This window comes from Mycobacterium toneyamaense (assembly GCF_055384815.1).
In genome coordinates, this window is the sequence record NZ_AP040333.1 from 1,640,596 (window position 1) to 1,660,010 (window position 19,415).

The window sequence follows — 19,415 nt, forward strand, 5'->3', positions numbered from 1 at the left end:
TATCTGCGGCTGATTGCAGAACGCCGGTGGAGACAACGATTGGCCGAATGGCCACACAGCTGTCACACGTGGTTGGGCGGGCCGCCATGCGGTGCCCGGCTCGGCTCGTTCAGCCGGGCACCGCATGGCGCGGCTGTCAGACCGACAGGTCCCGTCGCAACTTGGCCACGTGGCCCGTGGCCTTGACGTTGTACTGCGCGACCTCGATGTTGCCCTTCTCGTCCACGAGGAACGTCGAGCGGATGACGCCCTGCACGGTCTTGCCGTACATCGTCTTCTCGCCGAAGGCGCCGTAGGCGGTGAGCACCTTGCGATCGGGATCCGACAGCAGCGGGAACGTCAGACCCTCGTTGTCGCGGAACTTGGCGAGCTTCTCGGGCTTGTCGGGCGAGATGCCGATGACGTCGAGCCCCGCCTCGTTGAGTTCGGCCAGGCTGTCGCGGAAATCGCACGCCTGCTTGGTGCAACCCGGCGTCGAGGCCGCGGGGTAGAAGTACACGATGACCTTGCGGCCCTTGTAGTCCGACAGCTTCACGGTGTTGCCGTCGGCGTCGGGCAGGCTGAATGCGGGGGCTTTGTCGCCCACTTCGAGTCGCGGGGTCGGTGCCACCGGGAGGTCCCTTCTGTCGGCCAGGCGTTGCTGTTGCGGCAAGCTGCTCTAGGGTAGAGCGCCAAGGAGCAACGCGAGCTGGAGGGCTGAAGTGGCTGACCGGAATCCTGACGAGATCAAGCAGGAAATCGATCGTGCACGCGATCAGTTGGCGTTGACGGTGGACGCCCTCGCGGAGCGGGCGAACCCCCAGCGACTGGCCGACGACGCAAAGGCCAAGGCCATCGCGATCGCGTCCAAGCCCGCGGTCATCGCAACGTTCGCCGGACTCGGCGTCGTGGTGCTGGTGGTGGTTATCCGCAAGATTCGCGGATAACGCGACTTTTCTAGTTCCCGCGCCGCGGCGTCAGCCAGCCTGGCAGCCAGCTGCGCGGGGGATTCGCGACCCGGCCCAGCCGGGTGCAGTTATGGACGATGACCGGGGTGCCGTCGGCCGCTGCCGCCACGTCGGCGCTCGGCGCCGCGTAGGTCGCACCGGCGATGGGTGTCATCAGCTAACTCCCTTCAGTCATCGTCACTTACATTTCTACACCATCATACGTGGTTTCAGCTAACTTTGTTTTTCGGTGGTTCGTCACAAAATTGCAGGTCTATGTGATTTCTGGCGGAGTTTTGGCATCGGTCCGCTATTGACGATCGTGTGTGGATACAGGATCTTGACAGGTGTGCAGTGGCTACTGTTCGGCCGGGATTCGCTGTGGTGGTGCGGGTTTCGGCCGGGTCCGGTGGTGCGCAGGCGGGCGGCGAGTCCATCGCGTGTGATGTTGGACACCTCCAGGGCTGCGTGGAGGGTCCATCGGGCCGTCCGACCCGGTGCGGATACCCGCGATCGGGGCCCGGAAACCCCGCTGACCATACGATTTCACCCTGCGGCCATCGGGCTGTTAAGGTCTCTCTCGCGCGCCGTTAGCTCAGTTGGTAGAGCAGCTGACTCTTAATCAGCGGGTCCGGGGTTCGAAACCCTGACGGCGCACAGATACGAAAGCCCCCTCCTTCGGGAGGGGGCTTTCGTCGTTTTCGGGCCGGCTCTACGCCATCGCCGCAGCGTCAACGCCGGCCTGGTGGCGCCCGTGGTGGCGGTGTCGACGAAAACCCAAGCGGCACAACATCATTACCTGCAAAGTAATCGACTTGCCTCGACTCGGCCGCCAAGCTTTGAGCTGACCACCCCGACACGAAAGAGGTCAGCATGAACGACATCGTCACCGCCTACCTGAAGACGTGGAACGCCACCGATCCGATTGAACGGAAGGCGCTGCTCGACGACCACTGGGCATCCGAGGCGTCGTACACCGATCCGATGGCGGACGTCGCGGGTCACGACGCCATCTCCGAGGTGATCGGCGCGGTCCACACCCAATTCCCCGGTTTCGTCTTCTCGCTCGTCAGCGGCCCGGACAGCCACCACAATCAGGCCCGCTTCCAGTGGGGCCTGGGGCCTGCGGGGGAGCAGCCGCCGATCATCGGGTTCGACGTGCTCGCGACCGACGCCGACGGACGCATCCGGACGGTGCACGGCTTCCTGGACCAGGTGCCCGGCTGACCCTAGGAGTCGACGCGAAGGGCTTCGGTGCGAAGGAACGCGGCCAGCCGAGCGGTCGCCAGCGCCTGTTCGGCGTCGTACTGCTCGAACGTCGCGACGACATTGAACCCGAGGCGCTCGGCCAGCCGGAGCGAGGCGCGGTTGGCGGTCTGGGTGATGACCAGGACAGGTTGATCGTCCAGCTCGCCGGCCGCGTACTCCAGCAGTAGCCGCGTAGCTTCGCTCGCATAGCCCTGACCCCACGCGTGCGGCCGGAAGACGTAGCTCAGCTCGAGTTCGTCGCCATCGGGGTCCAGGTGGCCGGGAACGTCGTTGCGACGGCGGCTCAACGTCACCGTGCCCAGCATGTCGTCGGAATCCCTGGCGGTTGCGATGTAGCAGCCGGGGGCTGCCAATAGCGTTGCCGCGCCGACCCCTTCGAGCACGGCGCGCACTTCGCCGACAGGTCGCGGTCCGCCCAGATACCGGCGCACCCGCTCGTCGGTCTGCGTTTCGATCAGGCCCTCGGCGTCGTCGTCGCGTGCTTTGCGCAGGCGAACTCGAGGCCCTTCGAGGCAGGACGCATGCAACTCGATCGCATCACCCACGCCCACCACTGTGCCAGCCGAGCGCACAACCCCCGGAAAACAAACATCGCCTCACCCGCTACGTGCAGGTGAGGCGATGTTCTACCTCGGGGTGGCTGACGGGACTCGAACCCGCGACACCCAGGATCACAACCTGGTGCTCTACCAGCTGAACTACAGCCACCATTGCCGCTTCTCAGAAGCAGCGTCGTAGATACTAACCGCTTAGGCCCGCTAAGCCGAATCGGTCTCCACGGCGTCGTTCGTCGGCGGGCCCAGCTCGCCGGCGACGGCCGCGATTTCGCTGGTAGACGGGCCGGGAGCGGGTACGAACGCGGTGCCGCGGTAGTACTTCAACTCGCGGATGGATTCGTGGATGTCGGCGAGGGCGCGGTGCGCCAGCCCCTTGTCGGGCTGCCCGAAATAGATGCGCGGGTACCAGCGGCGGCACAGCTCCTTGATCGAGCTGACGTCGATCATCCGGTAGTGCAGGAAGTCGTCGAGACGCGGCATGTCGCGGGCGATGAAGCCACGGTCGGTGGCGATCGAATTACCGGCCAGGGGAGCGGTTTTCGCCTGCCCGATGTGGCCGCGGATGTAGTCCAGCACCATCTGCTCGGCCTCTTCGAGGGTGACCGTGGAGGTCCGCACCTCGTTGATCAGGCCCGAGCGGGTGTGCATCTTCATCACCACATCGGCCATGCCGTCGAGTGCGGCGTCGTCGGTGTGGATCACCACGTCGACGCCCTCGCCGAGCACGTTCAGGTCGCTGTCGGTGACCAATGCCGCGATCTCGATGAGTCGGTCGGACTTGAGATCCAGCCCCGTCATCTCGCAGTCGATCCATACCAGTTCGTCACGCACGGTGTTCCAGACTATTCCCAGGCGCTCAACGGGGTGTCCATACCCGGCCACCAGTGACCTGACGAAGTAGGGTCAGGCGCATGACGACTGACTCGAGTGCATCCCCCGCGCAGCAGATCGCCGCTGGTTACGCCGTCACCGGCCAAGCGCTGAACCTGGGCGCGGTCGTCGTCGACGGGACCGTCGACGCCGGTGCTCAGGTCAAGATTCCGCTGGCCACCATCAACCGGCACGGCCTCATCGCCGGCGCGACCGGTACCGGCAAGACCAAGACGCTGCAGGTCATCGCCGAGCAGTTGTCGACCGCCGGGGTCCCGGTCGTGATGGCCGACGTGAAGGGCGACCTGTCGGGGCTCGCGCAGCCGGGCGCCGCCAATGACAAGACCGCCCAGCGTGCGAAAGACACCGGCGACGACTGGACGCCCACGGCCTTCCCGGTCGAGTTCCTGTCGCTGGGGACGACGGGCACCGGCGTCCCGGTGCGTGCCACCGTCACCAGCTTCGGGCCCATTCTGCTGTCGAAGGTGTTGGGGCTCAACCAGACTCAGGAGTCGACACTCGGGCTGATCTTCCACTGGGCCGACCAGAAGGGTCTGCTCCTCGATGACCTGAAGGATCTGCGTGGTGTCATCCAGTTCCTGACCAGTGATGAGGGCAAAGAGGAACTCAAGGCGCTCGGTGCGGTGTCGCCGGCCACCGCGGGCGTGATCCTGCGTGCGCTGATCAACCTGGAGGCCGAGGGCGGCGACACGTTCTTCGGTTTGCCCGAGCTCAAGCCCGAGGACCTGATGCGTGTGGACCCACAGGGCCGCGGCATCATCACGCTGCTGGAGCTGGGCAGCCAGGCCGCGCGTCCGGTGTTGTTCTCGACGTTCCTGATGTGGGTGCTGGCCGACCTGTTCTCGACGCTGCCGGAGATCGGTGACGCGGACAAGCCGAAGCTGGTCTTCTTCTTCGACGAGGCGCATCTGCTGTTCGCCGACGCGTCCAAGGCATTCCTGGATCAGGTCGAGCAGACCGTCAAGCTGATCCGCTCCAAGGGCGTCGGCGTCTTCTTCTGCACCCAGCTGCCCACCGACATTCCCAACGACGTCCTCAGCCAGCTGGGTGCGCGCGTGCAGCACGCGATCCGGGCCTTCACCCCGGACGACCAGAAGGCCCTGACGAAGACGGTCCGGACCTACCCGAAGACAACCGTCTACGACCTGGAGTCGGCGCTGACGTCGCTCGGGATCGGTGAGGCCGTCGTCACGGTGCTGTCCGAGGTGGGTGCGCCGACCCCGGTGGCGTGGACCCGGCTGCGCGCGCCACGGTCGCTGATGGGCACCATCGGCCCCGACGCCATTGCTGCCGCCGCCAAGGCCAGCCCGCTGCAAGCGACCTACGGGGCGACGGTCGACCGCGACTCCGCGCACGAGCGGCTGTCCGCGCAGCCGGCGCCGGCAGACGCGCCGCCTGCGGCCCCGGACGCGGCGCCCGCTCCCGCCCCGGCCGAAGAGCCCGACCTCACCGCATCCGGCCGCGTCGAGGTGGAGGCCGAAGGATCCGGCATGGTGTCGGAGGTCCTGCAGAGCTCGGCGTTCAAGAGCTTCCTGCGCTCGGCGGCGACCGTGGCCGGCCGCGAGATCACCCGCAGCCTGTTCGGCACGTCCCGCCGCAGGTAAATCGGGGCGCGGCGAGAAGGACCAAACGGTCGTTGGCGGCCGCCAAAAGCAGCCATTTGGTCCCTCTCGGCGCGGCCGCCGGCTTTACGACCCGCCGAGCTTCTTGTAGACGGCGCCGACGATCGGCGCGACGATCGCGCGCGGGGCGTAGCCGCTGGCGGCCGACATGGCCTTCGAGGTCAGGCCCGGGACGACGCGCATCTTGTTCTTCTCGAGGCCGTCCAGCGAAATCCGGGCGGTGTACTCGGTGTCGATCCACAGGAAGTCGGGGATCAGTCGCTCGACCAGTGACTGCTCGGACGGGTCGGGCAGCTCGGTGCGCACGGGTCCGGGTGCCAGCAGCGTGACGTTGACGCCGTGCGGCTTGAGCTCACCGCGCAGCGACTCACTGAAGGTGTTGGCGAAAGCTTTGGACGCGGCGTAGGTCGCGTTGTTCGGAATCGGGGAGTTGCCGGCGGCCGAACCGGAGATCAGGATGCCGCCGCCCTTGCGCGCGATCATGCCGGGCAGGACGGCGAGCACCAGGTCGTGCACGCCCTGGACGTTGAGCTGCACCTGGGCCTTCTCGCCCGCCGCGGGCAGGTCGGCGACGGCGCCGAACGTCGCGGTGCCGGCGTTGGCGCACAGGATCGAGATGTTGCGCTCCGCGAGTTCCGCACAGAGCTTGTCGCGGTCGGCGGGGTCGGTCAGGTCGCAGGCCCGGACCTCGACGGTGACGCCGTACTTGTCGGTGATGCGCTGGGCGACCTCGGCCAGCACCTCGCCGCGGCGGGCCGTGATGATCAGGTGGTGGCCGCGGGCGGCGAGTTCGGTGGCCAGCGCTTCACCGATGTTCTGCGAGGCGCCGGTGACGACGGCGCGGGCGTCGGGACTGGGAGCGGGTACGGGCATGGGTGCAATCGTAGGGACCAATAGAGTGGCGGCATGAGCGAGGCTTGCCGAGCGAATCGACGGGCCTTGAGCAGCCACGTCCCGCCCGTCGACCGGGGCCGCGTCGCCGCCTGGGCGCTGTGGGACTCCGGTGCCACGGGCGTGAACGCGATCGTGACGACCTTCGGTTTCAACATCTATCTCATCTCGGAAGTCGGCAAAGGCCTGCCGGGCCCGACGACGCCCGAGAGCTGGCTGGGGCGCGCGGTGCTGGTGGCGGGCATCGCGGTGGCGCTGTTGGCCCCGGTGACGGGCGTGATGGTCGACGCCGCGTACCGGCGACGGCGGGCGCTCGCGGCGCTCACGGGCGCCGTGGTGGTGCTGACGGCATCGATGACGTTCATCAGGCCCGACCACCACTATCTGTGGATCGGCCTGGCGTTGTTGGCCTGCACCGCGGCGTGCATGGATCTGGCGACCGTCCCGTACAACGCGATGCTGCGCCAGTTGTCGACGCCGCTGACGTCGGGTCGCGTCTCCGGATTCGGCTTGGCGGCAGGGTTTTTCGGCAGCGTCGTGCTGCTGCTCCTGGTCTTCGTGGGGCTCAAGTCCGGTAGTGGCGACACCTTGGGCCTACTCGGTGTGCCGAACTCGGACGGCAAACCGGACCGGTATGCGGTCCTGGCGGCCGCGGCGTGGTTCGCCATCTTCGCGCTGCCGTTGCTGCTGACGGTGAAGTCGCCGCTGCACGACGGCACGCCGGGCGTCGGATTCTTCGGCGCCTACCGCAGGTTGTGGACGGAGGTCGTCGGCGAGTGGCGCCGCGACCGCAACGTCGTCTACTACCTGCTCTCCAGCGCCGTCTTCCGCGACGGCCTGACGGGCATCTCGATCTTCGGTCCGGTGGTCGGGGTCAGCGTCTACGGGCTGGCGCCGACGAGCGTGCCGCTGTTCGGGGCCGGTGCGTTCACCATCGCGGCTCTGGGTGCGGCGCTCGGCGGCATGCTCGACGACCGGATCGGTTCCAAGCGCGTCATCGTCGGCTCACTGACCGCGATGGTCGCCGTGGGCATCACACTGATGTTCCTGTCCCGCCCGCTGGCGTTCTGGATCTGCGGCCTGACGCTGTGCCTGTTCGTCGGCCCCACGCAGTCGGCGTCGCGGAACCTGATGCTGCGCATCTCGGCGGACGGCAAGGAGGGCGTGGCCTTCGGGCTCTACACCACCACGGGCCGGGCGGCGCACGTGCTGTCGCCGTGGTTGTTCTCGATGTTCATCGACATCTTCGCGACGACGCGGGCGGGCCTGGGCGGCCTGTGCACGGTCCTGGGGATCGGGCTGGTCGGGATGCTGCTGGTGAAGGTGCCGGCCCGGCGTTAGTGCCCGTGCGTGCGGCCGCGTTTGCCGGACTGCCGGCACACCGTGAGGCCGGCGCCTTCCCGCTGCTGAATCTGGGTGCCGTCGACCGAGATGGTGCAGGCGATGCCGCGTCCGGCGTTGACGATGCTGACGCTGGCCGACCGTGCGGCGGGCCGGTTCAGCTGGACTTCCTTGGTCCACGGCAGCGGCACGTTGAACTCCGTCTGGAGCACCCCGCCGGTGTCGACATACGTGATGCTCACGGCCCGGCCGTTGCCGATCACGGCGTACAGCACGGCTTCGGTGTCACCGCTCTCGTCGTCCGGGGGCGCGGCCGCGGCGGGCGGGCTGACGGCTTCGCTGGGCTCGCTGCTCTCGGGCGTCGTGGTGGTCGTCACGGTCGTCGACGACGTCATCGGGTCCTGCGTCGGGACCGGCAGCGGCGGCGGTGCGACCAGGGTCTGTTGTTCGGAGCTGTTGACGATGACCAGTGCGATCACGGTGCAGAGGGCCAGGATCAGCACCGCGCCGGCCAGCGGGAACAGCCACTTGTGGCGGCGGGCCTTCGGCGGTGCGGTGACACCGTAGGGATCGGTGAAGGCGTCGGTCTGGTACCCGGCCGTCGGCATGGCCGGGAGTTTCTTGGTGGCGTCCAGCCCGTCGTCGCGCGATCCGGTCATGCCCACCTCATGTTTGCAGGGTACCTGCGGCGGGTGAGGGGACGCGGTGACGTTGCGGCGGGTGCGTTCAGCGGTGCGGGGCCAGTGCCGCGACTGTCATGGCGCGCAGCACGGCGCGTGAGGATTCCTCCTGCTTGCGGGCGCCGCCCGCGGTGACGCTGTGCGGCGTCGAGTTGAGGAGCCCGAAGGCGGCGTGCGCCATGGTCCGGGCGTCGGATTCGCTGCGGGACGGATCGAGCCGGCGCAGCACGTCCACCCAGATTTCGACGTACTGGCGCTGTGAGCGGCGCACCTGCCGTTTGGCGGCGTCGGGGAGGTTGTTGAGATCGCGGTCCTGGATGCGGATCAGGTCGGATTCGTTGAGCGCGAAGTCGAGGTGGAACTCGATGAGTCCGTCGAGTGCTTCGGCGGGGTCGTCGGTGCCGGCGACCACGGCGCGTCCTCCGGCGTGCAGCCGCGCGCTGACACTGACCAGCAGCTCCACCAGGAGTGCCTCTTTGTTGGGGAAGTGCCGGTAGATCGCCGGCCCGCTGATGCCGGCCGCGGAGCCGATGTCCTCGAGGCGGACGGCCAGGTAGCCACGCTCGGCGATGAGCCGTTCGGCGGCGGCGACCAGTTGGCTGCGCCGGTCGGATTTGGCTCGGCTGCGCGGTGTTTCGGTGTCTGACTCCGATGCCGTCATCGACACCTCCAACCCGGTCTGGACAACTCAGTTAATGAAGACTAACATCGCGTTCGGTTATTCGCCATTAACTCAAGTGAAATGGAGCGACGATGGCGTCCAGCGTTTCCCAACGGGTATCGCATCGCGAGCAGCACCTGGAGTTGGTGGCTGATCTCAAGGACAAGCTGGCAACCGCCGCGCTCGGTGGATCGGAGCGCTCCAGGGAGCGCCACGTCAGCCGGGGCAAGCTCCTGCCGCGTGACCGGGTCGACGGACTCCTCGATCCGGGCAGCCCGTTCCTGGAGATCGCCCCGCTGGCCGCCAACGGCATGTATGACGACGAATGCCCGGGCGCCGGAATGATCGCCGGTATCGGCCGGGTGTCGGGACGCGAATGCCTGATCATCGCCAACGACGCGACCGTGAAAGGTGGTACGTACTACCCGATCACGGTCAAGAAGCACCTGCGGGCGCAGGAGATCGCCAGCCAGAACCAGCTGCCATGCATCTATCTGGTGGACTCCGGCGGCGCGTTCCTGCCCCGCCAGGACGAGGTGTTCCCCGACCGCGAGCACTTCGGCCGCATCTTCTTCAACCAGGCCAACATGTCGGCACGCGGCATCCCGCAGATCGCCGCGGTGCTCGGCTCCTGCACCGCCGGTGGCGCCTACGTCCCCGCCATGAGCGACGAGGCCGTCATCGTCCGGAACCAGGGCACCATCTTCCTGGGCGGCCCGCCGCTGGTGAAAGCCGCGACCGGAGAGGTGGTTTCGGCCGAGGACCTCGGCGGTGGCGACCTGCACTCCAAGATCTCCGGTGTCACCGACCACCTGGCGCACGACGACCGGGATGCGCTGCGCATCGTGCGCCGCATCGCATCGACGTTCGGGCCGCGCTCGCAGACACCGTGGGACGTCGCCCCGACGGTGGACGCGGTGTGCGACCAGACCGAGCTTTACGACGTCGTGCCGATCGACTCGAAGGTGCCGTACGACGTGCACGAGGTGATCACCCGCATCGTCGACGGCGGTGAATTCACCGAATTCAAGGCCGAATACGGCACCACGCTGGTGACCGGCTTCGCCCGTATCCATGGCCACCCCGTGGGCATCATTGCCAACAACGGCGTGCTGTTCGGTGAATCAGCCCAGAAGGGCGCGCATTTCATCGAGCTGTGCGACAAACGGTCGGTGCCGCTGCTGTTCCTGCAGAACATCTCCGGCTTCATGGTCGGCCGCGACTACGAGGCCGGCGGCATCGCCAAGCACGGCGCCAAGATGGTCACCGCCGTGGCGTGTGCCCGGGTGCCGAAGCTGACGGTGGTCATCGGCGGCTCGTACGGCGCCGGCAACTACTCGATGTGCGGCCGCGCGTATTCCCCGCGGTTCCTGTGGATGTGGCCCAACGCGCGCATTTCGGTGATGGGCGGCGAGCAGGCGGCCTCGGTGCTGGCCACCGTGCGCGGTGACCTGACGCCGGAGGAGGAAGAGGCCATCAAGGCGCCGATCCGCCAGCAGTACGAGGATCAGGGCAACCCGTACTACTCGACGGCCCGGCTCTGGGACGACGGCGTCATCGACCCGGCAGACACCAGAACCGTGGTGGGACTGGCCCTTTCAGTTGTCGCGCAGGCTCCGCTCGAGCCTGTGTCCTACGGCGTATTCAGGATGTGAGATGACCAAAACTTTCGATACGGTCCTGGTCGCCAACCGCGGCGAGATCGCGGTCCGCGTCATCCGGACGTTGCGGGCCATGGGGATCCGTTCGGTCGCGGTATTCAGCGACGCCGACGCCGGTGCCCGGCACGTGCTCGAGGCCGACGTCGCGGTGAACATCGGGCCGGCACCGGCCCGGCAGAGCTACCTCAGCATCGAGGCCATCGTGAACGCGGCGCGGCGCACCGGCGCACAGGCCGTGCACCCGGGCTACGGATTCCTCTCGGAGAACGCCGAATTCGCCGCCGCTCTACACGACGCGGGCATCGTCTTCATCGGGCCGCCGGCCAAGGCCATCGGCACCATGGGCGACAAGATCACCGCCAAGGCAGCGGTGTCGGCGTTCGGGGTGCCGGTGGTTCCGGGCATCTCGCGTCCGGGTCTCACCGACGAGGATCTCATCGCCGGCGCCCCCGAGGTGGGGTTCCCGGTTCTGGTGAAGCCGTCCGCCGGTGGCGGCGGCAAGGGCATGCGCGTCGTGCATGCGGCGGCCGAGTTGCCGGCCGCGCTGGCCTCGGCCCGTCGCGAGGCCGCCTCGGCATTCGGCGACGACACCCTGTTCCTCGAACGATTCGTGTTGAACCCCAGGCACATCGAGGTGCAGGTCGTCGCGGACAGCCACGGCAACGTCGTGCATCTGGGCGAGCGTGAGTGCAGTCTGCAGCGCCGGCACCAGAAGGTCATCGAAGAGGCGCCGTCACCCGTTCTGGATGAGGCGACGAGGGCCCGCATCGGTGCGGCCGCGTGCGACACCGCCCGCAGCGTCGACTACCGCGGCGCCGGCACCGTCGAGTTCATCGTCTCCGCCGACCGGCCCGACGAGTTCTTCTTCATGGAGATGAACACCCGCCTTCAGGTGGAACACCCGGTGACAGAACTGGTCACGGGCATCGACCTCGTCGAACTGCAGGTGCGGGTGGCGGCCGGAGAGGCCCTGCCGATGGCGCAGGACGACATCACGCTGACAGGCCACGCCATCGAGGCCCGCGTGTACGCCGAAGACCCGGCGCACGACTTCCTGCCCACGGGTGGCACCGTGTTGGCACTGGCCGAGCCCGCCGAAGCGCGGGTGGATTCCGGTATCCGGGCCGGTTCGGTGATCGGCAGCGACTACGACCCGATGCTGTCGAAAATCATTGCCTACGGGCCGGATCGGGAGTCGGCGCGGCGTGGCCTGGACCGGGTGCTGGCCGATACCGCCGTGCTGGGTGTCGGTACCAACATCGACTTCCTGCGCTTCCTGCTGGCCGACGAGGACGTCATCGCCGGGCGCCTCGACACCGGACTGCTGGACCGCCGCACGGGCGACTACGTCGCCGCGCAGGCCTGCGACGACGAGTTCATCGCCGCAGCCGCGTACCGCTGGCTACACAGCTGGGCCGACGCCGGCGAGCTGTGGGCCACCCCGACGGGCTGGCGGGTCGGCGAGCACGCACCGACCACCATCCGGCTGCGGGCCGGCGACCGGACCGACCACGTCCACCTCACCGGTACTCCCGCAGCCGCCACGGCACGCATCGAAGACGGCGAACCCCGCAGCGTCACAGCATCGTTGGACGGTGACCGGCTGATCGTCACCGTCGACGGCCTACGCACCGAATACCTGACCGCCGTCGAGGACCACCGGCTGTGGCTGGCCGGAGCCGGCCGCACGACCGTCATCGAGGACGTGCGTGAGGCGCCCGTCCGGGCCGACGACGAACACAGCGGCGACGCCGAGATCGTCAGTCCCATGCCCGGATCCGTCGTGGCCGTGGGCATAACGGACGGGTCGACGGTGAGTAGCGGTGACGTCGTCGTCACCGTCGAGGCCATGAAGATGGAACACGCGCTGTCGTCGCCGGTCGACGGCACCGTGGAATTACTTGTCGCCGTGGGCGATCAGGTCAAAGTGGGCCAGCCGCTGGCCCGGATTACCGCAGCAACCGAGGAGACCAAATGAGCGACTTCATTTCGACCGGCACCCTGCCGGACCACTATGCCGAACTGGCCAAGACGGTCCGGGAATTCGCGCAGACGGTCGTCGCGCCGGTGGCCGCGCAGCACGACAAGGACCACACCTTCCCGTACAAGGTCATCGACGGGATGGCCGAGATGGGCCTGTTCGGCCTGCCGTTCCCCGAGGAGTACGGCGGCATGGGCGGCGACTACTTCGCCCTCTGCCTGGCGCTGGAAGAACTCGGCAAGGTGGACCAGAGCGTCGCCATCACGCTGGAGGCCGGTGTCGGCCTGGGCGCGATGCCGGTGTACCGCTTCGGCACCGAGGCGCAGAAGCAGGAATGGCTGCCGCAGCTGGCCAGCGGAAAGGCCCTGGGCGCCTTCGGTTTGACCGAGGCCGGTGGCGGCAGTGACGCCGGTGCCACCAAGACCACCGCCAAGCTGGACGGCGACAGCTGGGTGATCAACGGCTCCAAGCAGTTCATCACCAACTCCGGCACCGACATCACGAAGCTGGTGACCGTCACGGCCGTGACCGGCGAACTGCCCGGTGGGCACAAGGAGATTTCGTCGATCCTGGTGCCGGTGCCGACGCCGGGCTTCACCGCCGAGCCCGCCTACGACAAGGTCGGCTGGAACGCCTCGGACACCCATCCGCTGAGCTTCGACGACGTGCGGGTGCCGGTCGAGAACCTGCTCGGCGAGCGCGGCCGCGGCTACGCCAACTTCCTGCGCATCCTCGACGAGGGCCGCATCGCGATCGCCGCGCTGTCCGTCGGTGTGGCGCAGGGCTGCGTCGACGAGTGCGTCAAGTACTCGAAGGAGCGGGAAGCGTTCGGCCGCAAGATCGGTGGCTACCAGGCCATCGCCTTCAAGATCGCCCGGATGGAGGCCCGCGCCCACGTGGCCCGCACCGCCTACTACGACGCCGCGGCGCTGATGCTGGCGGGCAAGCCGTTCAAGAAGGCAGCCTGCATCGCCAAGATGATCGCCAGCGAGGCCGCGATGGACAACGCCCGCGACGCCACCCAGGTGTTCGGTGGCTACGGCTTCATGAACGAGTACCCGGTCGCCCGGCACTACCGCGATTCGAAGATCCTCGAAATCGGTGAGGGCACAACTGAGGTTCAGCTCATGCTGATCGCGCGTGAGGCCGGGCTGTGACCGAGAAGCGGGTCATCGAGCAGCGCGGGCTCTGGTACGAGGAGTTCCAGCCGGGCGTCATCTACCAGCACCGGCCCGGCCGCACCATCACCGAGGCCGACAACGTCCTGTTCACCACGCTGACCATGAACACGCAGGCGCTGCACCTGGACGCCGCGTTCTCCGATGCGCTGCCGCCGTTCCATGCACGGCTGGTGAATTCGATGTTCACGCTGTCGACGCTCGTCGGCCTGTCGGTCGCCCAGCTGACCCAGGGCACGATCGTCGGCAACCTCGGTTTCTCCGACATCGCGTTCCCCAGGCCGCTCTTCCACGGTGACACGCTGTACGCCGAGTCCGAGGTGATCGAGAAGCGCGAGTCCAAGAGCCGGCCGGGGGAGGGCATCGTCACGTTCGCCCATACCGGTCGCAACCAGCACGGCGACATCGTCGCCACGGCGACACGCAAGACCATGGTCCGTAAGCGCCCCGCGGAGCAGCCGTCATGAGCTTGACCGCGCCGGGACCCGGCTGGCTGTTCTGCCCCGCGGACCGTCCTGAGCGGTTCCAAAAGGCCGCCGCCGCAGCAGATGTGGTGATCCTCGACCTGGAAGACGGCTGCGCCGCGAAGGACCGGCCGGCGGCTCGCCAGGCGCTCATCGACACCCCGCTGGACCCGGCGCGGACGGTGGTGCGTTTGAATCCGTCGGACACCGCCGATCACCCGCTCGATCTGGAGGCTTTGGCCAAGACGCCGTACACCACGGTGATGCTCGCCAAAACCGAGTCGGCCGAACAGGTTCGGGCGCTCGCGCCGCTCGACGTCGTGGTGCTGGTGGAGACGCCGCGCGGTGCGCTCGCCGTCACCGAGACCGCCCGCGTCGAGAACACCTACGCCGTCATGTGGGGCGCCGAGGACCTGTTCGCGGTGCTGGGCGGCACCGCGAACCGCCGGCCCGACGACAGCTACCGCGATGTGGCCAAGCACGTCCGGTCGCAATCGCTGTTGGCCGCCAAGGCTTTCGGCAAGCTCGCGCTGGACTCGGTGTACCTCGACATCAAGAACCTGGACGGCCTGCGGGCCGAGGTCGACGACGCCGTGGCCGTCGGTTTCGACGCCAAGGTGGCCATCCACCCGACACAGGTCGCGGTCATCCGGAACGGCTACGCGCCGACCGAGAAGGAGATCGCCTGGGCGCGTGCGGTACTCGATGCCGCGACCCGCGAGCGCGGCGTGTTCCAGTACGACGGTCTGATGGTCGACATGCCGGTGCTCCGCCGCGCCGAACGCATCGTCGCCCTGGCGCCGTAGGAGCTACAGGTCCTCGACGCTGAGGATGCCGTCTTGCACGGCACGGGCGACCAGTTGGGCCTTGGTGGCCGCCGGGCGCCCCGCGGCGGCGTACTTGGCGCGAACGCGTTGCAGGTGGGTCCGGACGGTGGTCGGCGCGAGGTGCAGGCGCTTGGCGACGATGTCCTTGCTCTCGGTCTGAAACCAGGCCTTGAGCACTTCACGTTCGCGCTTGGTGAGCCCGGGCCGGCCGGAGTCGGTGTCCGAGCAGATGGCCGCGGCCATGCGGGGACCGACGTACGGCTCGTGGGTGCTGGCCGCGCGGATGGCCTCGATGAGGTGGCCCTGGCCTTCGCTCTTGGCCAGATAGGTGACCACCCCGATGGCCAGGCAACGCAGGATCACCTCGGAGTTCTCGAGGTGCGAGTAGACGATCACCGCGTGTCCCGCGTCCACGATGGCGGCGACCGCATCGAAATCGGGCTGGCGACTGCGCAGTTCGAGATCCAGGATGACCGCGGCCAGCTGGTGGTCGGCCTTGGGGTAGACCGCCAGGAACGACTCGGCGTCGAGATGGTCGGATGCGACGCGGATGGGTGGGTCGGCCTGGGCGCACCATGCCGAGACGCCGGTGTGGATGACGTCGTGGTCATCGACAACGGCGATGGCCAGAGGCTCAGATGGGTTGGCCGGCGCGGACATGATCGGTCGGTCTTTCTGGGAGTGGGTGGCGCACGGTGATCCACACCGTGTCATCGAGGGTGGTCAGGTCGAATTCATCTTCGTCGTCGACACTGGATTTCGTCGGCAAATCGGCGTGCTCAGCCCGCTGACACATGACGCTGAGTTCGACTGCCGCCGTTTCGGCGGCGACGGTGATGCGGGCCGGCGAGGCGGCTGCGTGGAGAATTTGGTCGATGAGCCGGGCCAACCGCCGGGCAGTGGGGACATCCATGGCCGGCGGTGTGCCCTGGACGTCCACGGAAACGGCCAGGCCGCGATTCTGGGCGGCGTCGATGCGTGGGCGCAGTTCGCGAAGCAGTACGTGCTCGAAGCTCGAGGACTGGTCGAAAAGGGTACGCAGCCGCTGGTATTCGAGTTGTGCGCGGCGCCGTGTCTCGGCATCGACCGGTTCTCCGTCGGCAAGGGTCGACAGCAGCGGCTGGATGGTGGCGGCGAGGTCCGCGTAGCGGCGGTCGTATTCCTCCTGCACGGCGTCGGCGATGTGTGCTGCCGCAGTCAGGCGCATGTGACTTTCGGTCTCGGCGGAAGCGGCTGCGGCAGAACGCCGGATCATGTCGGCGACGACCAGAGCACACAGTTGGGCGACGAGGACACTCGCCGTGTCGTATCCGAGGTCGACGACGGTGTGGACCGACGGATTCCGAATGATCGCGTAGACGGCGGGGACGACCCAGCACCACACCAGGACACCAACGGCGTAGCGCAGCTGGACACTGAGCAGCAGCGGCAGCACACACCAGCCGATCGCGCCTTGTGCCCACTGCAGCCGGGGGTCGAGGTCTTTGATCGGCATCGAGATCGACTGCACCAGCGCAACAACGACGAGGATCATGATGCCGAAACGTGCCCGCGGATAGGCCCGGCCCATGACCCGGGGGATCGCGGACAGCGTCGCCGCCGTCGTCACGACGATGAGGGACCACTGCAGATACGGGTATGCCGCGAACTTCAGGGATGAGGGCACGGTCACCAGCAGGTTGGACAGGCCGTAGGCAACCAGTGCCAGTCCGTAGCCCATGTGTGCCCGCTCGATGAGCCGCTCCGGGTCCGGCGCTGGGTCGGCACTGGCCGGTATTGATGTGGGCCAACGCAATTCGACCGTGGTGCCCTGCCCGGGCTGCGTGATGATCTCCGCGACACCGCCGAGCTGCTGCATGCGGGCGATGATCGAGTCTGCGATGCCGTGCCCCCGCGTCGGCCGGGTCAGATCGAATCCATGCCCGTCGTCGGCGATCTGGATCCGGCCGAGATGCACGGTGATGGTGACCGCCGTGGCGCCGGAATGCCGGTCGATGTTGGTCAGAGCTTCGCGCGCGGCGGCCGCGATGGTCGCCGCCGTCGCGCCGTCCACCCACATCGCGGTCACCCCGGCATAACTCACGGGCGTCGTGGTGTGGGTAGCGTGATCACGCAGGGCGGCAACGAGATCGGCCGGCGGCGCGGGCGTGTGCGATGTCTCGGTGAACACGCGGAGGTCGCGCTGTGCCTGGGCGGCGACGCGCTCGGGTGACAAGGCGGTGCCGGTACCCACCATCAGCAGGGTCGAGGCGACGGTGTCATGGAGCAGCCGCATCTGCTCGCGGTCGTAGTCGCGCACGGCGGCGTTGACCTTCTGGCGGAGCTCGACAGCCAGCCGCTCGGCGCGGGCGACGTCGACCCTTTCGGCCACGTGCACCGTCAAGAAGCGGATCAGCGTCGATGCCACCCACAGCAAGGCGAAGTAGTAGACGTTGACCCATTGGTCGCTGTCGTGGACCCCGCCGACCGACGCCGCGCCGGCGGCGAGCGCGGCAACGACGCCTGCGGTCATCGCCGTGTTCAGCAGCGGTTCGAACACCGTGAAGCTCGCGATGGCCGTACCGGCGATCGCGATCGGCGCGCAGGTCGACGGGCACGCCCGGTCGTCGGCAGCCGCGACAGGCAGGACCAGGCAGGCGGCGAGCGTGACGGCGTAGTCGATCGCGAGAATGCGGGGCGTTGCGGAGCGGGTCAGCAACCGGTACAGCGACCAGGCGCCGGCCAGACCGGCGAACGCGACGCCGGCCAGGCTGATGCGCGGCGCCGAGACCAGCACCACGACGTACACCACCAATGCCCCGCCGTGCCGCATGAACAGGCTGACCCGCATCGCGTGCTGGAGGAAGTTGCGGCGTGCCGCGCCTGTGCCGGTGTCAAACATGATGGGACTGCCGTACGTGTGCGGTCAGGGTGCGGGCGCGGCTAAAGCTCGGGCGACGTTGGGGCCGGCGCGGTTCGGACGTCTCATCGGTTTCTCGCTTCCGGCACTGCCACGTTGATGATGCGATGGTTGTAGCACGCGGCAACGACAGACTTCGGGCCGATTCGCGTGTCACCAGCGCAAATAACAACGAATTCATACGTTCGGGCTACAAGTTGGCCGTATTGCCACCGGCCCGCACCGGCCCGACCGGCGACTGCGACACGTCTTCAGTCTGTTACCTGCGATAACCGCGGCCGGCCGGTCTTCGGGCGCATAATGGCGGTGATGCCCCAGCACTGCGGCGAGCAGAGCGGATCATCCGACTGGTGCCACACCCCGGCATCGGCCGGCGACCCTCACCACCTGAGGGGTTGCCCTGGTCGCCACCGCGCTGAGCTTCTCGCGGACTGACGGCCGAACATGCCGTCACCGAAAGGAGGCGGTATGGCTGACGTGACGGTCCCTGGCCTGGACAACCGGGTGGACCTCGAGCCCGTGCAACTCGTCGCGCCCGACGGCGCGCCCACCTCCGACGCGCGATATCGCCGCGACCTGCCGCCCGAGACGCTGGGCTGGCTGTACGAAGAGATGGTCGTCACCCGTGACCTCGACGTCGAATTCGTCAATCTGCAGCGCCAGGGTGAACTGGCGCTGTTCGCCTCGTGCCGCGGTCAGGAAGCCGCGCAGGTGGGTGCGGCAGCCTGTCTGCGCAAGACCGACTGGCTGTTCCCGCAGTACCGGGAACTCGGCGCCCTGCTGGTCCGCGGCATCACGCCGGCCCAGATCAGTGCGGTGTGGCGGGGCCGCTGGCACGGCGGCCTGGGCTTCACCGAAAAGCACTGCGCGCCACTGTCGATCGACATCGGCTCGCACGGCCTGCACGCGGTCGGCGCGGCGATGGCGGCGCAGCGGCTCGGTGAGGACTCGGTGACCGTGGCGTTCATCGGCGACGGCGGCACGTCCGAAGGCGACATGCACGAAGCGCTCAACTTCGCGGCCGTCACGTCGGCGCCGTGCGTGTTCTTCGTGCAGAACAATCAGTGGGCCATCTCGGTGCCGGTGCGCCGGCAGCAGGCGGGACCGTCGATCGCGCACCGCGCCATCGGCTACGGCATGCCCGGCATCCGGGTGGACGGCAACGACGTGCTGGCCTGCTACGCGGTGATGTCCGAGGCGGCGCAGCGCGCCCGCGCGGGTGACGGGCCGACGCTGATCGAGGCCGTCACGTACCGGATGGGGCCGCACACCACCTCCGATGATCCGACCCGCTACCGCGACCCCGACGAGCTGAAGCACTGGGAGGCACGCGATCCCATCACGCGCTACAGGACGTACCTGGAGCGCGTCGGGGTGTGGACGCCCCGGCTGCAGCAGCACGTCGAGAACCGCTCCCGGCGGCTACGCGCCGAACTGCGCGAGGCGGTGCTGACGGCACCGGACTTCGACGTCGCGGACATGTTCGACAGCGTCTACGCCGACATCACACCCGAACTGGCCCGGCAGCGCGACGCGTTGCTGGCCGAATTGGATTGGGAGGGTTGAC

General features: G+C 67.9%; 19 protein-coding genes and 2 tRNA genes. 11 read left to right on the forward strand and 10 right to left on the reverse strand.

Annotated features, from left to right (window positions below):
• Window positions 1-136: 136 nt before the first annotated feature.
• Window positions 137-610, reverse strand: a complete 474-nt coding sequence (gene bcp / locus ACZ5IQ_RS07985; protein ID WP_029119327.1) for a thioredoxin-dependent thiol peroxidase — start codon at window positions 608-610, stop codon at window positions 137-139.
• 91 nt (window positions 611-701) lie between these two features.
• Here bcp and ACZ5IQ_RS07990 point away from each other — a divergent pair, with 91 nt between their 5' ends.
• Window positions 702-926: a DUF3618 domain-containing protein gene (locus tag ACZ5IQ_RS07990; protein WP_020102269.1), complete on the forward strand. Its 225-nt coding sequence runs from the start codon at window positions 702-704 to the stop codon at window positions 924-926.
• 10 nt (window positions 927-936) lie between these two features.
• Here ACZ5IQ_RS07990 and ACZ5IQ_RS07995 read toward each other — a convergent pair whose 3' ends face one another.
• Window positions 937-1,101 (reverse strand): hypothetical protein, encoded by a 165-nt coding sequence (locus tag ACZ5IQ_RS07995; RefSeq protein WP_318985580.1) that lies wholly within the window; start codon window positions 1,099-1,101, stop codon window positions 937-939.
• A gap of 409 nt (window positions 1,102-1,510) precedes the next feature.
• On the opposite strand from ACZ5IQ_RS07995, the gene ACZ5IQ_RS08000 reads away from it, so the two are divergent.
• Together ACZ5IQ_RS08000 and ACZ5IQ_RS08005 are read left to right on the forward strand one after the other, a co-directional pair.
• Window positions 1,511-1,583, forward strand: a tRNA-Lys gene (locus tag ACZ5IQ_RS08000).
• A 216-nt stretch (window positions 1,584-1,799) separates the two neighbouring features.
• Window positions 1,800-2,153 carry a nuclear transport factor 2 family protein gene (locus tag ACZ5IQ_RS08005; RefSeq protein WP_406804276.1) on the forward strand — a complete coding sequence of 118 codons (354 nt, stop codon included), beginning with the start codon at window positions 1,800-1,802 and terminating at the stop codon, window positions 2,151-2,153.
• Between the two features lie 2 nt (window positions 2,154-2,155).
• On the opposite strand, the gene ACZ5IQ_RS08010 is transcribed toward ACZ5IQ_RS08005, so the two are convergent.
• From ACZ5IQ_RS08010 to orn, 3 genes are all read right to left on the reverse strand, one after another.
• Window positions 2,156-2,749: a GNAT family N-acetyltransferase gene (locus ACZ5IQ_RS08010; protein ID WP_406804277.1), complete on the reverse strand. Its 594-nt coding sequence runs from the start codon at window positions 2,747-2,749 to the stop codon at window positions 2,156-2,158.
• A gap of 81 nt (window positions 2,750-2,830) precedes the next feature.
• A tRNA-His gene (locus ACZ5IQ_RS08015) sits at window positions 2,831-2,903 on the reverse strand.
• Window positions 2,904-2,953: 50 nt separating this feature from the next.
• On the reverse strand, window positions 2,954-3,583 hold the full coding sequence (orn, locus tag ACZ5IQ_RS08020) for an oligoribonuclease (RefSeq protein ID WP_020102265.1): 630 nt from the start codon (window positions 3,581-3,583) through the stop codon (window positions 2,954-2,956).
• Window positions 3,584-3,663: 80 nt separating this feature from the next.
• On the opposite strand from orn, the gene ACZ5IQ_RS08025 reads away from it, so the two are divergent.
• A complete protein-coding gene (locus ACZ5IQ_RS08025; protein ID WP_406804278.1) occupies window positions 3,664-5,247 on the forward strand; it encodes a helicase HerA-like domain-containing protein in 1,584 nt (527 codons plus the stop codon).
• A gap of 84 nt (window positions 5,248-5,331) precedes the next feature.
• On the opposite strand, the gene cmrA is transcribed toward ACZ5IQ_RS08025, so the two are convergent.
• Window positions 5,332-6,138 carry a mycolate reductase gene (cmrA, locus tag ACZ5IQ_RS08030; RefSeq protein ID WP_406804279.1) on the reverse strand — a complete coding sequence of 269 codons (807 nt, stop codon included), beginning with the start codon at window positions 6,136-6,138 and terminating at the stop codon, window positions 5,332-5,334.
• Window positions 6,139-6,171: 33 nt separating this feature from the next.
• Between cmrA and ACZ5IQ_RS08035 the strand changes: the two genes are divergently transcribed.
• Window positions 6,172-7,497, forward strand: coding sequence for an MFS transporter (locus ACZ5IQ_RS08035; RefSeq protein ID WP_406804280.1), 1,326 nt, complete (start codon window positions 6,172-6,174; stop codon window positions 7,495-7,497).
• Here ACZ5IQ_RS08035 and ACZ5IQ_RS08040 read toward each other — a convergent pair.
• Window positions 7,494-8,156, reverse strand: a complete 663-nt coding sequence (locus tag ACZ5IQ_RS08040) for an MmpS family transport accessory protein (protein ID WP_212812374.1) — start codon at window positions 8,154-8,156, stop codon at window positions 7,494-7,496. The genes ACZ5IQ_RS08035 and ACZ5IQ_RS08040 overlap by 4 nt on opposite strands.
• 67 nt (window positions 8,157-8,223) lie before the next feature.
• Window positions 8,224-8,838 carry an SACE_7040 family transcriptional regulator gene (locus tag ACZ5IQ_RS08045; RefSeq protein WP_464481100.1) on the reverse strand — a complete coding sequence of 205 codons (615 nt, stop codon included), beginning with the start codon at window positions 8,836-8,838 and terminating at the stop codon, window positions 8,224-8,226.
• Window positions 8,839-8,930: 92 nt separating this feature from the next.
• Between ACZ5IQ_RS08045 and ACZ5IQ_RS08050 the strand changes: the two genes are divergently transcribed.
• From ACZ5IQ_RS08050 to ACZ5IQ_RS08070, 5 genes are read left to right on the forward strand one after another with little or no spacing between them, the layout of a single operon-like run.
• The gene (locus ACZ5IQ_RS08050; protein ID WP_464481101.1) at window positions 8,931-10,493 is read left to right on the forward strand and encodes a carboxyl transferase domain-containing protein; all 1,563 of its coding nucleotides are present in this window, start codon (window positions 8,931-8,933) and stop codon (window positions 10,491-10,493) included.
• Between the two features lies 1 nt (window position 10,494).
• Window positions 10,495-12,477 carry an acetyl/propionyl/methylcrotonyl-CoA carboxylase subunit alpha gene (locus ACZ5IQ_RS08055; protein ID WP_464481102.1) on the forward strand — a complete coding sequence of 661 codons (1,983 nt, stop codon included), beginning with the start codon at window positions 10,495-10,497 and terminating at the stop codon, window positions 12,475-12,477.
• Window positions 12,474-13,637 (forward strand): acyl-CoA dehydrogenase family protein, encoded by a 1,164-nt coding sequence (locus tag ACZ5IQ_RS08060; RefSeq protein ID WP_073696761.1) that lies wholly within the window; start codon window positions 12,474-12,476, stop codon window positions 13,635-13,637. Before ACZ5IQ_RS08055 ends, ACZ5IQ_RS08060 begins: the two co-directional genes overlap by 4 nt.
• A complete protein-coding gene (locus ACZ5IQ_RS08065; RefSeq protein WP_073696760.1) occupies window positions 13,634-14,125 on the forward strand; it encodes a MaoC family dehydratase in 492 nt (163 codons plus the stop codon). Before ACZ5IQ_RS08060 ends, ACZ5IQ_RS08065 begins: the two co-directional genes overlap by 4 nt.
• On the forward strand, window positions 14,122-14,928 hold the full coding sequence (locus tag ACZ5IQ_RS08070) for an HpcH/HpaI aldolase/citrate lyase family protein (protein WP_073696759.1): 807 nt from the start codon (window positions 14,122-14,124) through the stop codon (window positions 14,926-14,928). The genes ACZ5IQ_RS08065 and ACZ5IQ_RS08070 overlap by 4 nt, the downstream gene beginning before the upstream one ends.
• A 3-nt stretch (window positions 14,929-14,931) precedes the next feature.
• Here the strand turns inward: ACZ5IQ_RS08070 and ACZ5IQ_RS08075 are convergent, their stop codons facing one another.
• Window positions 14,932-15,609: a LuxR C-terminal-related transcriptional regulator gene (locus tag ACZ5IQ_RS08075; RefSeq protein ID WP_212812369.1), complete on the reverse strand. Its 678-nt coding sequence runs from the start codon at window positions 15,607-15,609 to the stop codon at window positions 14,932-14,934.
• On the reverse strand, window positions 15,584-17,830 hold the full coding sequence (locus ACZ5IQ_RS08080; protein ID WP_464481103.1) for a sensor histidine kinase: 2,247 nt from the start codon (window positions 17,828-17,830) through the stop codon (window positions 15,584-15,586). Before ACZ5IQ_RS08080 ends, ACZ5IQ_RS08075 begins: the two co-directional genes overlap by 26 nt.
• Window positions 17,831-18,316: 486 nt before the next feature.
• Here ACZ5IQ_RS08080 and pdhA point away from each other — a divergent pair, with 486 nt between their 5' ends.
• Window positions 18,317-19,414, forward strand: a complete 1,098-nt coding sequence (gene pdhA, locus ACZ5IQ_RS08085; RefSeq protein WP_346414309.1) for a pyruvate dehydrogenase (acetyl-transferring) E1 component subunit alpha — start codon at window positions 18,317-18,319, stop codon at window positions 19,412-19,414.
• Window position 19,415 lies beyond the last annotated feature (1 nt).